The sequence below is a fragment of the Xenorhabdus aichiensis genome, from assembly GCF_028598775.1.
GTDB classification, from domain to species: Bacteria; Pseudomonadota; Gammaproteobacteria; order Enterobacterales; family Enterobacteriaceae; genus Xenorhabdus; species Xenorhabdus bovienii.
Map to the genome: position 1 here is coordinate 1 of NZ_JAQRFO010000052.1, position 15228 is coordinate 15228.

At 47.1% G+C, this 15228-nt stretch carries 7 protein-coding genes, 3 tRNA genes and 1 pseudogene; 5 read left to right on the plus strand and 6 right to left on the minus strand.

All coding sequences use genetic code 11. From position 1 onward, the window contains the following. Positions 1-1191, plus strand: a pseudogene (locus tag PSI22_RS17700) (ISKra4 family transposase); the annotation flags it as partial. A 78-nt stretch (positions 1192-1269) separates the two neighbouring features. Here the strand turns inward: PSI22_RS17700 and tcdA are convergent. Both tcdA and mltA read right to left on the minus strand, forming a co-directional pair. Continuing rightward, positions 1270-2082, minus strand: coding sequence for a tRNA cyclic N6-threonylcarbamoyladenosine(37) synthase TcdA (tcdA, locus tag PSI22_RS17705; protein ID WP_273580903.1), 813 nt, complete (start codon positions 2080-2082; stop codon positions 1270-1272). 111 nt (positions 2083-2193) lie between these two features. Continuing rightward, positions 2194-3291 carry a murein transglycosylase A gene (gene mltA, locus PSI22_RS17710; protein WP_273580886.1) on the minus strand — a complete coding sequence of 366 codons (1098 nt, stop codon included), beginning with the start codon at positions 3289-3291 and terminating at the stop codon, positions 2194-2196. A 225-nt stretch (positions 3292-3516) separates the two neighbouring features. Here mltA and PSI22_RS17715 point away from each other — a divergent pair. From PSI22_RS17715 to PSI22_RS17725, 3 genes are all read left to right on the plus strand, one after another. After that, positions 3517-3593 (plus strand) — tRNA-Met (locus tag PSI22_RS17715). Between the two features lie 76 nt (positions 3594-3669). Beyond that, positions 3670-3746 (plus strand) — tRNA-Met (locus PSI22_RS17720). Between the two features lie 76 nt (positions 3747-3822). Further along, positions 3823-3899: transfer RNA gene (locus PSI22_RS17725), tRNA-Met, on the plus strand. Between the two features lie 105 nt (positions 3900-4004). Here PSI22_RS17725 and amiC read toward each other — a convergent pair. Further along, a complete protein-coding gene (gene amiC, locus PSI22_RS17730; protein WP_273580887.1) occupies positions 4005-5252 on the minus strand; it encodes an N-acetylmuramoyl-L-alanine amidase AmiC in 1248 nt (415 codons plus the stop codon). A 237-nt stretch (positions 5253-5489) separates the two neighbouring features. Between amiC and argA the strand changes: the two genes are divergently transcribed. After that, on the plus strand, positions 5490-6824 hold the full coding sequence (gene argA, locus PSI22_RS17735) for an amino-acid N-acetyltransferase (RefSeq protein ID WP_273580888.1): 1335 nt from the start codon (positions 5490-5492) through the stop codon (positions 6822-6824). On the opposite strand, the gene recD is transcribed toward argA, so the two are convergent. The 3 genes from recD to ptrA are packed head-to-tail and all read right to left on the minus strand — an operon-like array spanning position 6818 to position 15221. Continuing rightward, entirely contained in the window at positions 6818-8716 is a 1899-nt protein-coding gene (gene recD, locus PSI22_RS17740) for an exodeoxyribonuclease V subunit alpha (protein WP_273580904.1), read from the minus strand. The two genes, argA and recD, sit on opposite strands and share 7 nt — an antisense overlap. 5 nt (positions 8717-8721) lie before the next feature. Beyond that, positions 8722-12339, minus strand: a complete 3618-nt coding sequence (recB, locus tag PSI22_RS17745; RefSeq protein WP_273580889.1) for an exodeoxyribonuclease V subunit beta — start codon at positions 12337-12339, stop codon at positions 8722-8724. Next, positions 12336-15221: a pitrilysin gene (gene ptrA, locus PSI22_RS17750; protein ID WP_273580890.1), complete on the minus strand. Its 2886-nt coding sequence runs from the start codon at positions 15219-15221 to the stop codon at positions 12336-12338. The genes recB and ptrA overlap by 4 nt, the downstream gene beginning before the upstream one ends. Positions 15222-15228: the final 7 nt, after the last annotated feature.

A 15228-nucleotide genomic window follows, 5' to 3' on the forward strand; every position in this document is an offset into this window, starting at 1 on the left:
CAACGAAATCGACGGATAAAAGGCAAACAGACAATTCAGTATCGAACCTTGTCTAGCATTATCCCCGTGGAGGGATTTCGGGTTTACCGGTGCGCTTGTGAGAAACATTCAACCCAAACCGTTAGCTTGCTCAATCACTGGTGTGATGCGCATACTCACCCGGAACTCAAGTATATAGAAACCCGGTGGGCTTCACTGATGTCTTATAGATTGACCGCTAATCTGCTCAAAGATATTCTGCCGGTGGGAGAACGCTGTAATGCCGCCACAGTCAGAAATCATCTTTGCCAGACGGCCAAGAGACAAGAGGCCGAATTAGAGGGGTTGCCTGATTTTCTCCCCGGCGATCCCAGAGGATGGGAAAAATTACCCAAACCGGGAAAACCAATGACGGTGGGTATCGATGGTGGCTACGTCAGAAACCGGGACGATAGAAAACATCATTTCGAAGTCATCGCCGGAAAATCATTCGCTACTCATGTCCCAACCAAACGCTTTGGTTTTGTGCAATGTCTGGAAAATCATGCCCGAAGAAAACTGATGGCTCAGTTATCTTCACAGGGAATGCAGGCTAATCAACAAATTACTTTCTTATCAGATAGCGCTGATAATCTCAGGGATCTGCAATTTAATTTGTACCCTGAATCCCAGCACGTGCTCGACTGGTTTCATATCACGATGCGCCTGACCGTATTAAAACAATATGCCAAAGGGGTATCTAAAAACGCGCCGGAACTCGGTGCAGAATGATTGGACTCTTTAACCAGTACAAAATGGTCTATCTGGCATGGAAATGTGATTAAGGCATTAGAACACCTGGATGATTGTGCTGCGATGTGTGATGAGGACATATCACATTATGGTAACAATAAATCATGGTTAAAATATCTCGATGAAATGTATACCTATATTGAAAATAACAGCATGATGATCCCGAATTACGGTGAAATGTACCGATATGGCGAACCGATTTCTTCATCATTTGTTGAATCGACGATCAATGAAGTTATCACTAAACGGATGGTGAAAAAGCCGCAGATGCAATGGAGCCAACAAGGCGCGCATTACTTACTTCAGACACGCACGGCGGTACTGAATGATGATTTAAAAACCCAATTTGAGCACTGGTATCCGGGCATAAAATTAGGTGACGAAACGGAGCATTGTTGGACAGAAGCGGTTGCGGCATAAATACCCCACAGTTTTTTATGCTCTCGTCTCAGAAAACGGAATTTAAAACACTATAAGGGCTTCCTCGGATAGTAAGCCTTAAAGCCTGTTTTCCCGCTCGGCTTTTGCCACCATTTTTTTCAGTGCGTGAGACACGGCAATAAACCCAAACGTTGCCGTGACCATCGTTGCGGCACCAAAACCGGACGCACAATCCATCCGTTTCGAACCATCCGCCGTGTTTTTGGCCGCGCAGACCGTACCGTCAGATTGCGGGTAAACCAACTGTTCTGTTGAGAATACACAGTCGATCCCCAATTTACCTTTGCCGTTTTTCACCACGTTATAGTCAGATTTTAGGCGTTCCTTCAATTTGGCCGCCAGCGGATCTTGCACCGTTTTCGCCAGATCCACCACCTGGATCTGAGCAGGATCAAGCTGCCCCCCAGCCCCGCCAGTCGTAACAAGCGGAATTTTATAGCGGCGGCAATAAGCCAGCAGCGCCGCTTTTGGACGCACACTGTCAATGGCATCAATCACATAACTGAACTCAGCCGACATCAACTCAGCCACATTATCGGGAGTCACAAAATCATCAATGCAGGTGACTTGGCACTCCGGGTTGATTGCCCGTATCCGTTCAGCAATCACCTCAGTTTTTGGCAACCCTACATTCTGTACCAGCGCATGCAACTGGCGGTTAGTATTGGTGATACAGACATCATCCATATCAATTAGCGTGATTGCCCCAATGCCTGTGCGCGCCAGGGCTTCCGCCGCCCATGAGCCAACACCGCCAATGCCAACGACACAGACATGTGAACGGGCAAATAATGAAAGCGCTTTCTGGCCATATAACCGCGCGGTACCAGCAAAACGCTGAAGATAAGCATCAGAGAGAGAAACTTGCATCACTAAATAAATCCTGAATCAGAGCCTATCTCAGTAGGCGTAATTAATGGGATCGGCTCTAAGACCTATCCCATAGAGGTAATTTATCGATTGTTTTAACTGGGCTGGATCTTACTGGTTTGCCGTCAAAAAGCCAGACGACGATTTCTTCAATACCCAGACACGACCATAGTGATTATAAAAACCGGCTGCTTCTCCAGCATCATGACCTACACCATGATAGATATCGAAATGATTGCCTTTTATTGCACCTCCAACATCCAGTGCCACCATCAGACGCATCCGATACTGCCCGGTAAATTTTCCTGTTTTATCCAACACCGGCACTTCCGCCAATAATGCCGTTCCGGGTGGAATCAATACTTTATCCGATGCCACCGATGCTTCCGCGACAAGAGGCACAGCACTGGCTCCCCGCACAGGCGTAAAGGGTTCGGGCTTAAAGAAAACAAAAGAGGGATTCTGTTCCAGCAGCTCTCGTACCTCTGATTCATTATGTTGAGATGCCCACTGGTGAATAGCTTTCAGTGACATTTTTTCAAGAGGCACTTCTCCTCGGTTAACAAGTATCTTGCCGATACTCTGATAAGCATGGCCATTCTTCCCGCTATAACCGAAGAAGGTCAATGGGTTGCCATCACCAAAATCGATATAACCACTCCCCTGCACTTCCATCAAAAAATTATCAATCAGGGAATTAGTGTACCCTATGATAAATTTTTCACTCAAAGCCCCATTGTATATAGCTGCACGGTTTGGCAGGCGAAAACGCGACTTACTTGGCATTCGATATAGAGGATATTTAAACTCGCCCTGCTTAACATGGCGTGCCTGCAAAACTGGCGTGTAATAACCGGTAAACTTAACATTACCGTAATTATCGTCACCGTCCATCTGATAGGCCAGCAACCCAAACTGGTTTAATTCACGCGGATCCCCACCAGACAGCATCCAATTCTGGATGGCATCAAGCGTTGCACGATTATTCCCATAGAGCCGAGGAGAAGATTTGCTGATAAATTTGACTTGTGCCTGAAAATCTCCGGCGTTGATAGGAGAGCCTTGTGCATTTGGAATATTAACAAGCTGGAGATCTTCGCTAATGCGGCCATCTTTATACTGCTGCCCTTGATCTGTAGGACGCACCTGGCAACCCGATAATAACGAAATGACAAATCCGCATAAAAGATATTTGCCCCAAAGTTTCATATTATGCCTTATCTCCTGTCATCACGATTCGACGACGAACAATATCAAACCCTGGTAAATAATAAAATGTCGTTAAGAAAAAATAGATTACCGTTCCATAAACCCACAAATGAACAAAAACACAACAAATAGTGCTATTTTTAACCATACAATAAATAAGATCGGTAAATATCAACAAAAAACTTGCAACAGCGCTGAACCTGCGTATAGTGTGCCGACATCAGACGCGGGGTGGAGCAGCCTGGTAGCTCGTCGGGCTCATAACCCGAAGGTCGTCGGTTCAAATCCGGCCCCCGCAACCAATCCTATACGATGTCATATCGGCAGGATTTAGTACTAAAGAATGTTATCATTTAGTATGTGCAAGTAGTAGACGGACGCGGGGTGGAGCAGCCTGGTAGCTCGTCGGGCTCATAACCCGAAGGTCGTCGGTTCAAATCCGGCCCCCGCAACCAATTCTGTACGATGTCATATCGGCAGGGTTTAGTACCAAAGAATATTATCATTTAGTATGTGCAAGTAGTAGACGGACGCGGGGTGGAGCAGCCTGGTAGCTCGTCGGGCTCATAACCCGAAGGTCGTCGGTTCAAATCCGGCCCCCGCAACCAACTTTTCTTTTGTATCTTTCACGATCTCACTTCCTTGTATTTCCCTCTTTTCCCCTTAATTTTTAATCCTGTTTGTTTTATTCGCACTGATTAAAGGCGGATATTTCACCGCCGTGCCAGCTCTACACCACTTTTAAAATAAGCCTTAATACCTGCAAAAATGGATTCTGCCACTTGCTGCTGGAATTTCGCCGTTTTCAATTTGCGTTCTTCTTCCAGATTACTGATAAATGCCGTTTCAACCAAAATGGACGGAATATCCGGTGCTTTCAATACTGCAAATCCCGCCTGATCGATACTATTTTTATGCAGTTTATTGACCTTGCCAATCCGTTTTAGCACTTCACTGCCAAATTTGAGGCTATCATTAATCGTCGCGGTTTGAACCAGATCCAACATAGTATGATCCAGATATTCATCACCACTTTTGCTAACTCCCCCAATCAAGTCAGCCTCATTCTGGGTCTGTGCCAGAAAACGGGCGGTATTGCTGGTTGCTCCCTTGGTTGATAACGCGAACACGGAAGATCCTCGTGCGGCTCGATTGGTAAAGGCATCCGCATGAATAGAAACAAATAAATCCGCCTGCATCTTGCGTGCTTTCGCGATCCTGACCTGCAATGGAATGAAAACATCCTCATTACGCGTCATGTAAACTTTCATGCCGGGCTCACGTTTGATCAGTGTTTGCAGGCGGCGGGCAATCTGTAACACCACATCTTTCTCACGGGTCTTATATTTCCCAATGGCACCTGAATCTTCACCGCCATGCCCCGGATCAAGCATAATAACAATCGGTCTGTTCCTGCCTGCCTGCCCCGGTTTTCTCTTTTCAGCAGGCAGATTCTTCTCCAAATCCCCGCTGTTGTATTCTTCCAACAGCGCTTGCAAGGGATCATCCTCCACATTTGCCGCCTTGCTCGGATAAAGATCTAACACCAGACGATGTTTGAATTTCGCAATAGGTGGCAGTGTAAAAATATGCGGGACAACTGGCTGCTTAATTTCAAACACCAGACGCACGGTTTTGGGATCGAATTGCCCGGCTCGTACCAATTTTAAATAGGGATCTCGCTGATGAATCTGCGACCCCATACCGCTCAGGGCACTATTAAGCTGAACACCCTGCAAGTCGATGACAATCCGGTTAGGGTTTGAAAGAGAAAATTGACGATATTTCAGTGAAATATTAGCCTCCAGTGTCACTCTGGTATAACTTGATGCAGGCCAGATACGAACAGCAATAATTTTTGACGTTGCTGCGTGCCCTATTGAGCTAATGCTCAACAACCACATAGCTGCTGCGCCTTTCAACAAATTGCGACGTGAAGGATTATGGTCTGAATGACTCATCGTTTATTCCATTTAAAAACAACCAAACGCGGTAATCTTGCCAAAAAAGACTGTCAGGCGGCAAACTCTAATTAATTAGCGAGTGGCTGTCATCAAAAAAAGCATTTTATGCTCTCTCAATTTATTAATATCAATATAAATAATATCGTTATTTTTATCCATGTTCCCTCTTGCCATTTTTGACAAAAAAGAATAAAAATACAAAAATTATGAATAAGAATTCATCAGGGGAGTTTCATGAAAGAAAGCTGTACTGAATTGGTTGAAGTTTTCCGGCATTCAGTTCCGTATATAAATGCACATCGAGGCAAAACCTTTGTCATTATGTTGGGCGGTGAGGCTATCGCTCACGAGAATTTTCCAAATATCGTTAATGACATCGGCCTACTGCATAATCTGGGCATCCGTTTGATCGTCGTGTATGGCGCTCGTCCCCAAATCGACCAAAAGCTTGCCGAATACCATAGTCAGCCGATTTATCACAAGCACACCAGAGTTACGGATGCCAAAACACTGGAGCTGGTCAAACAGTCCGCAGGCCTGCTACAGCTTGATATTACGGCCCGTCTTTCCATGAGCCTCAGCAATACACCATTGCAAGGTGCCAATATTAACGTTGTCAGCGGTAACTTTATTATCGCCCAGCCACTAGGTGTCGATGATGGCATTGATTACTGTCATAGTGGCAGGATCCGCCGCATTGACGAGGAAGCCATTAACCAGCAGTTGGATAACCATTCTATTGTATTAATTGGGCCCGTTGCCGTTTCCGTCACAGGTGAAAGTTTCAACCTGACTTCCGAAGAAATAGCCTCACAATTGGCGATTAAATTAAAAGCCGAAAAATTGATCGGGTTCTGCTCATCACAGGGCGTACTTGATGCAGAGGGGAATATCCTGTCGGAAATTGTTCCCAATGAGGGGCAAGCACGACTGAATGAGCTGGAAAGTGAGGGAGATTATTCTTCAGGTACCGTCCGCTTCTTGAGAGGAGCCATCAAAGCCTGCCGTCGTGGGGTTCGTCGCAGCCATTTGATCAGCTATCGGGAAAATGGCTCGCTGGTTCAGGAATTATTCTCCCGTGAAGGCAGTGGAACCCAGATAGTCATGGAGCGCTCCGAACAGATCCGTCGAGCCAATATCAATGATATTGGTGGCATTCTTGAGCTTATTCGTCCATTGGAACAGACAGGCATCTTGGTTCGCCGCTCACGAGAACAACTGGAAATGGAAATTGATAAGTTCACTCTGATAGAGCACGATAATGTAACAATCGCCTGCGCCGCGCTCTATTCTTACCCTGACGAAAAAATTGGTGAAATGGCCTGTGTTGCGGTTCATCCCAACTACCGGAACTCTTCCCGTGGCGAAGTATTACTGGATTCCATCGCCAGTCAGGCCAGACAGGCAGGGCTGGAAAAACTATTCGTACTCACGACCCGCAGTATCCACTGGTTTCAGGAAAAAGGCTTTGAACCTGCTGAAATCAATATGCTGCCAGTGGAAAAACAAGCGCTGTATAACTACCAGCGCTGTTCGAAAATCTTGATGTTAAATTTAGAGGTTCACTGACCTGACTGGCGCTTTCCCTGTGGCTTGAGCCATTCTGCCAAGCCACTACGCCGCTGTGTTGGTGTACCCACCGCCTTGTCCAGAACGGGTTTATGTGCATAAAGCGTCAATTTTTCACGGGCACGGGTCAAAGCTGTATACACCAGTTCTCTGCTGACAACCGGCGAGAACTGAGTCGGCAAGACTAATGCGGTGTGTTCAAACTCAGAACCTTGGGATTTATGGACAGTCATCACATAGGCCGTTTCATGCTGAGGCAATCGGCTCGGCTGAAATGGCTTTATCGTCCCATCAGATAGCTGGAAATGGGCTTTCAGTTCATTATCCTTATTCCTGAGCATAATACCGATGTCACCATTAAATAGCCCCAGTGTACTGTCGTTGCGCAAGATCATAATGGGTCGTCCGGCATAACCACCGCTCTCTGCACTTCTGGGCAGAGAAATGACGCCTTTACGGTGTAACAATTGCTCCACCCGCTGGTTCAAACCGCTGACACCAAATGGCCCTTCCCTCAAGGCACACAACAACCTGAAACGGTTAAACTCTGCCAAAATATCTTTGTCAGCCGCCTGTTCGTTCACCATCGCTAAATAACGGTAATAACCTTCTGCGGTTTGCGTCAGTAAACGCTGATAATCTTCATCTCCTGAAAGAGGATTGAAGTGAACATCAGGCAAAGATCGACTCAATACGGCAGATACCCCGGCGCTATTCCCTTGATTAACCGCCGATGCCAATTGCCCGATACCCGAAGCCGAGTTGAAACGATAGCTTTTACGCAACAGACATAAACAATCACGGACTGCCAGTGCATGTTCTCCAGAATCAGGCATTGAATACGATGTTAACTGACAGCCAGTCAACTGACTCAATTGTTCGGCACGCTTGGCGCTATAACCTTGTTCAGCAAAGCGGCAAATATCCCCCAATACGGCTCCCGCTTCAACCGAGGCCAACTGATCTTTATCCCCCAGGAAAATCACTTTTGCCCGTGGCGGCAGGGCTTCTATCAAACGTGCCATCATCGGTAAGTCCACCATTGAGGCTTCATCGATGATCAAAATATCAAGAGATAGCGGATTATCGCGGTGATAACGCAGTTTTTGGCTATCTGGCTGCGCTCCCAACAGGCGATGAATCGTTTGCGCCTGCTCAGGAATGCTATTCGATTGTTGTGATGTTAAAGCCAGTTTATCGACTGCCTCACTCAGCGATTCAGTCAATCTGGCGGCCGCTTTGCCAGTGGGTGCCGCCAATTGAATGCTCAGTGTTTTGCCTTCATTCAGTTTGATCAAGGCGGCCAGCAACTTAGCTACCGTCGTCGTTTTTCCTGTCCCTGGCCCGCCGGAAATAACGGAAATACGGCTGGTGACAGCAACTGCTGCTGCCACTTTCTGCCAATCTATTTCCCCTTCGGCGGTCACACCAAAAAGTTCATCCAAAATGCGACGTAACTGCACTTCATCAATATCGTCAGAAAATTCTACCGACGAAAAAAACTCCGCGACCCGACGCTCACTTTGCCACATGCGTTGCATGTAAAGGCGATAATCAGAAAGCCCGTGGCGGGAAAGAATGATCGGTGCGGGAGATTCTCCCGTGCTCACTGCGGGACATGCTTGTAAAGCTGAAATAACTTGCTGTTGATTTGGCTTCCCCGCCGCAGACCAGAGCAATGCTGCCAATTCAGGCTGCCGCCCCTCAAATAAATATTCAGGCGAGATCCGCTCTAATGGCAGACAGACATGCCCTGCACCCGATTCAGCACTCACCAATGCCGTAATCAACAATAACAACGGATCTCCGTTTTCAATCATCGCATAGGCAAACTGCACATCCAGCGGACGCAGTAATTTTTGGGCAACGGCTTGCTGCAACAATAATTTCATGTCACTCATACGCCTTGCTCCTCGCCAGCCGCGCTGAAAAGCCTATCCAGTTCATCAACAAATTCAATGGGGGGCAAATAACGATAAACACCATGTCCTGGATTAGCCTTATCAATCCCACGCAGAAACAGGTAGATAACTCCCCCAAAATGCTGCTGATAATCATAATTCGCCAATCGGTGACGCAAATAACGATGTAACGCCAACGTATAGAGTTGATACTGCAAATCGTACCGATGTTCTATCATGGCTCTGATCATGGCTTCCTGAGTGTATGACTGACTGCTCTCCCCCAGCCAGTTTGACTTGTAATCCACCACATAAAACTTACCCTGCCAGCAAAAAACTAAATCAATAAACCCTTTCAGCATGCCCTTGACCTGATGAAAAGATAAAGGTGCGCATTGTGCAGACAGCGGATCATAACGGCGGGTCAATGTATTCAATGCATGTGAATGCAGCAGCTTATCAACAGGTAAATAAAACTGCATTTCACTTTGTTGCTGATGACGAGGAACATGGGCAAGTTGCATTCCCTGCTCATCTAGCTCTGCGGTCACGAAATCCGCTATCCACTGCTGTAATACTGGCGCCCAGTTCTCATCAAACCCGGCTGCCGTTAATTTTTCTGCCAGCCACACCTGCTCAGGTAGCTCGCTAAAGTCGAGATCTTCCAAGATGCTATGCAAGAAGGTGCCAGCAGATGCCCCGCGAGGAAAAGTATGTGGTGTCATCTGCGATGATTGTTCCTCCTGCTTTTCGCCACGCGCATCAATATCCAGTTTCGGGGCAATCGACTGCACAATGACATCCACCGATTCTCCAAACGCACTGGCATACCCATGGGAAATAGAGTGCGAAGAGGAATACTGCAAGCCAGAATAACTAGTTACCCGCCAATCATCCTGAATGGAGCGCCGGAATTTTCTGGCCGCCAGCAATGAGTCCTTGTCATTTTGCGAACACCACTGCGCATCATCAGTTTGCTCCATCAGCGTGACCTGAATACCGCCACCACTGAATTCATCTAAACTATCTGCCAGCAATTGCGCATCACCTTGCTGCCCTTTCTGCAACAGATAACCAAGGGCAGATAAGTGTAAATCCGTATTGCCTGCTTTTTTCTTATTGCCTTGAATCAGTGGCGCAACCCCGACACTACAGTGATAAATCGACCGTGTTAAGGCAACATAGAGCAGACGCAAATCTTCTGCCAATCGTTCTTCATCTGCCAGTGCCTTCTTTTCATCATCCTGGAAGATACTGAAGTGAGTCTCAAAACTCTGACGATCATGGTAAATCGCCTGTTCCTGTTTCCTGAAACTACATATGAACGGCAGCCAAACCAGTGGGTATTCCAATCCTTTCGATTTATGGATGGTACATATCTGCACCAGATGCTTATCACTTTCCAGCCGCATCTGCTGGGTTTCTGATTGGGGATCAGGACGGGAAATCTGTTGCGCCAGCCAGCGAACTACTGCATGTTCGCTATCCAATTGCAGCGATGTTTCCTGCAACAACTCGCCAATGTGCATGACATCAGTCAGCCGGCGCTCACCGTCATACCCGGCCAGTAGATTTTCTGCAATCTGGTATTTCACCATGACCGCCCGCAACATCGGCAACACCCCACGGGAGCGCCATAACCGGGCATAACCGGAAAATTCATCCACCAGCTGATCCCATGCGGTTTCATCGTGATTCAACTGATCAATTTGCTGCGCACTCAAGCCAAATAAGCTACTGGCCAATGCACTCCGGAGTTCACGCTCCTTCTCCGGTGATAGCACCGCTTGTAATAGCCAAAGCAAATCCTTCGCTTCTGGCGTATCAAATACACTGTCACGGTTGGAAAGAAATACCGACGGTATCTTGAGCGCATTCAATTCATCACGGATCAGTGCCGCTTCGCGGCGGCTGCGCACCAGCACAGTAATATCTGCCGCCGTGACGGGTTGGCTTTTTCCTGCCTGCTGCAAAAGTGCCTGCCCTTGTTGCCCGGCCAGCAACCAATCCCGGATTTGGGCAGCACAGTGCCGCGCCATGCTTTGTTCATATCCCCCTTTGGCAACCCCCTCTCCGGGCTGTAACCAAAACTGCAAAGCCGCCTGCTCCTGATGGTGGAGCAAGAATTTCAGGCTATGGTTTTTCTCTGCGGCTTTCACACTAATAAACGGGATTTGGCTAAACAAGAAGGGGCGTTCTGTGTGGGAAAACAGCTTATTGACCGCTTGCACCATTGGCACGGAAGAGCGCCAGTTGGTTTCCAGCGTGTAATGAGCACTGACTTGGGAACGCGCCCGAATATAGGTAAAAATATCCGCACCACGGAACGCATAAATCGCTTGCTTGGGATCACCGATAAACAGCAAACCGTTCTCCGGCTGCTCATTTTTCGGCTGATCGCGATATATGGCTTGAAAAATGCGGTATTGCTGCGGGTCGGTGTCCTGAAACTCATCGATCATAGCAACGGGATAACGCTGTCGGATAGTCGTCGCAAGCTGTTCTCCTCCCTCCCGTTGCAAGGCGCTGTCCAGCCGCGTCAGTAAGTCATCAAATCCCATGTGTCCGCGCATCAACTTTTCCTGATTGACGGACTGACGTATTTCAACAATCGCCTTGGAGATAATGATGTCCCGCAGTGTTAGCGGTTGCTGATATAAATCATCGATGACAGCAAACACTGTATGCTGAGGAGCTTCGCCCTTTTTGGTCTTTTCCGCCAATCGTGACTGACAGAATTTATCTAACTCTTTGGGAAGCTGATAGTCACTGGTCTGTGATTTAGCCCATTCAGAAACACTGTTCAGCCAGTTGGGTAAATTCTTTTTACTGTAACTACGCTTATCAACATCGGAATTGGCAATGAGATCGTGTAAATCCTGTGCTACATCATTCCACTGACGCTTGACTGTATCAATCAGACCAATGATCTTTTCATGACGGCCAATCAGGGTTTCATCACTGTCAGGCGCATTGACGATATAAGGCATATCCCCTTGCAGGTGAGAGGAAACATCCTTAAGCAGCGCCTCTGGCCCACTCCATTCTTGATTAATCACCGTCGCCATTGACAACGAGAGCGGGTAACAGTGACGCCGCCAAAAATCGGCACAGCTTTGTTTGCGCAGCGGGTATTCATCCTGAATCAACGTTTGGTCAAACAGGACACCGGATTCAAAGGCATTATGCACCAGCATTCGCTGGCAAAAACCATGAATAGTATAAATTGCCGCTTCGTCCATTTGACGTTCAGCGGCCAGAAGCCAACTGGCAGCACTCGCTCTGTCAGGAATTTGATCCAGCAATTGCTGATAAACAGGATCACTACCCGACGTTCCTTCGCGAATACACGCCAAACGAAGCTGATGGATATTTTCGCGGATACGTCCACGCAATTCATCCGTTGCAGCTTCAGTAAAGGTTACAACCAGGATTTCTTCGACATTCAGCGGGCGGAAAAAGGCGGCATCGCCGCCTAATCCGAGTAACAAACGGAGATAGAGCAAACCTATCGTGTAGGTCTTTCCCGTCCCCGCTGAAGCCTCAATCAGCCGCTGACCATGCAGCGGCAGTGTTAATGGGTTAAGTTTATGGTTTAGTATTTCTGTGCTCACTGAGCATTCACCTTAACCGGCAGTTGTTTCTGGAAATCTGACACGTTAGAGTAAGTTTTCCAGCCTTTCAGCTCGGCATATTGATGCGCTGTCCCTTTTTTCCCGGTAATTTGGGAAATCAGTGCCAATCCTTGACGCTTCATAACCGCTTTATCATAAAACGTAATCAGTTGCGCCTTAGTCACTTTCTCCAGAGCAGCAATGGTTTTTTCGTGTGTATCAAATTTGAAGTTATTACACCCAAAATCATAGTTATAACGAGATGCTTCTGAATAAAAAGTTTCTGGTGGCTGCCGCATTTCTGTCAATAACGCTTGTTTATACTGTTCAAAATCAGCATCAGGCATTGCCTGTAATTTTTTTGCGGCCTGTTGATAGAAGCTCTGGTAGCGTTGATGCAGGTAATCAGGTTGCTTGCTGTTACTCTGCAACAGAAAGCCCAATCCCGATTGTTCACCCACGCTGGTGTTGAAAGCAGAAGCGACATAGCCCAGTTGTTCCGATGTTCTGAGTTGTTCAAAGAACCAAGGTGACAAAATACGCCCCAGCAGATTGGAATAGATATAACCATTGATTCGGTCATATCCCGTTGGAATATAGACTTCAGACAGTGCATTATCGGTACTGCTGGCAGTTCCTTTAAAATTCACCGCATAATCACGATCAACCACGATACGGTCGCCACTCCACCACGTCGTTCCCTGATTCGCGAGTTGCTTATGTGCCGACTTAACGATATCGATACTCTGCTTTTCCGTTAAATTACCGAAAATTCCCGCCTGTAAAGCCGAATGCTGAATCATTCTCTGACGGTATTTAACAATATCGTCAATCGTGATGGTATCCAAGGCTGTCAAACGGTCAGCCTGCTCAAAATAAGGCACACGAGAAAGACGGGAGACGGGGTGTGTCGCCATTTCATAAGCCTTGCCATTATTGGCGGCTTCCACTTGGTCACGATACCGCGATTTTGCCTGATTCAGCTCTTCCTGAGTGGGGGTGAACGCGATGTACTGGCTGATGGCCGAAGTTAACAGTTCAGGCAAGTGCTGAGTATAACCACTCACCCCAATTTGCAGGCCATCTGAATACCCTAATGTTAATCCCATGCCACCTACAGATGCCTGATAGCCAAGCTGATCCAATCCGATATCACTCAAATAGGCCAATAACGAATAAGTAACCTGATCTTTGGCATTATTCATTCCATCCGCATTACGCATATTCAATGTGATGATAGCCTTGGGTTCATCCACAAAATATTGGCTCTGTAGATAGAGCAAACGAACATTTGGCTGTTCAAAAATCATTTTCGGGTGTTTTTGACTGCCAGATACCTTAATCAAAGATAAATCATCAGGAATAAATGGGTTCAGTTCTGGCAAGGAGAGAGAAACCTCTTTTTCGAGTTTTCGCCATTCCGTCCGCTGTTGCGGGGTGATTTTATTGACCTGATAGGGCGCCTGAACAAAGTAAGCTTCCTTGTTATGGGGCTCTTTCGGGCCAGTAAACCAAATACGCGCATTTTCAGGTGTCAATTCAGCCAGACGGCTGGAAATAGCTTGTGGGTTGTATTCATCCGCAATATAGCCGACATCCAGCACATGGGAAATAGGGACATCCTGCATAACATCAGACAGCCACTGAATGTAGCCCATATCCCGCACGATTGACGCATACTCGAATGATAAATTGAGCACTTTAGCCATTTCATCAAAATAGCTCTTTTCAATGCCCTTTTGCTTTAACAAATTAATGTAAGAGAAGATGGCCGCAATAACCCGATCACGCTGCTCAAACCCTTTGTCCGTTAATGAGACATAAATACCAAACGTTCCTGAATTACCATCCGTCGTCGGGCTGGCGCTGGCACTGATGCCCTCAACCAATCCTTGTTTCTGAAGCCAGTCAGACAGCGTGTTCGCACTACGATTACCAATCAGATATCCCAGATAGGCATCTGTTTTACTGCGAAAATCTGCACTGTTGTCAGCAATGCTGAATTCCAGTTGTAACGATTTATAGGGCTTCGAAGGCACATAATGGATAATGATGCCTTTTTCTTTATCCGTTATCGCCGGAACCGTAATAGCGGGGACTGAAGCCTGTCGGTTCGGAATGCGGCCAAAGGTTTCTACCGCAATATGAGCCAGTTTGTCGATCGGTTGATGACCATACAGCACCCCTTTCATCAGATTGGCAGAGTAATAGCGCTGGTAAAAATCAATGAGTGCGGCCTGTAACTTGCTGTCGGGCTTATCTTTCAGCGTTTCAAGGTTTCCACCACCAAAACGGGCATTGGGATGCGCAGGATTGAGCGTTTCAGAACGAACCTGCCATATACGATGACCCTCACCAGCACGGGCAATGGTCATTTCGTTATCAATGGCATGACGCTCACGATCGGCGTTAACCGGGTCAAGAAGCGGTTCAGCAAGGGCATCGCTAAGGCGATCTGTCGCTTCTGTCAGTGAGCCATTCTCAACTTCCAGATAAAATGCGGTACGATTGCTTGAAGTGCTGGCATTGTGACTTCCCCCGTGCTTCTGCAAAAACTCGGTGAAACCCCCAGATTGAGGGTATCGCTTGGAGCCCATGAGCACCATATGCTCCAAATAGTGAGCCAGACCAAGCTGGTTATCAGGGTTTTCCATATGACCAACCGGAACTGAAATGGCAGCCAATGATTTAATGGCTTTTTCATCAGAAACCAGCAAAACCGTCATGCCATTGGGTAATTGGATGGCTTTATATTGACGAAGATCTCGTTCACTTTTATTAATAGTTTCAGGCAAAGGCTGCCAAGGCAACTTTGCATACGCTGTGGAACCCCAAAAGAGCAGAAAAAGCATCGTCATGATGCGAATAACATATTTAGGCATAACCCAA

What these genes read in the sequence shown, in the direction of transcription:
- ptrA (WP_273580890.1), bottom strand. Translation starts at nt 15,221, where the DNA reads ATGCCTAAATATGTTATTCGCATCATGACGATGCTTTTTCTGCTCTTT.
- argA (WP_273580888.1), top strand. Translation starts at nt 5,490, where the DNA reads ATGAAAGAAAGCTGTACTGAATTGGTTGAAGTTTTCCGGCATTCAGTT.
- recD (WP_273580904.1), bottom strand. Translation starts at nt 8,716, where the DNA reads ATGAAATTATTGTTGCAGCAAGCCGTTGCCCAAAAATTACTGCGTCCG.
- amiC (WP_273580887.1), bottom strand. Translation starts at nt 5,252, where the DNA reads ATGAGTCATTCAGACCATAATCCTTCACGTCGCAATTTGTTGAAAGGC.
- tcdA (WP_273580903.1), bottom strand. Translation starts at nt 2,082, where the DNA reads ATGCAAGTTTCTCTCTCTGATGCTTATCTTCAGCGTTTTGCTGGTACC.
- mltA (WP_273580886.1), bottom strand. Translation starts at nt 3,291, where the DNA reads ATGAAACTTTGGGGCAAATATCTTTTATGCGGATTTGTCATTTCGTTA.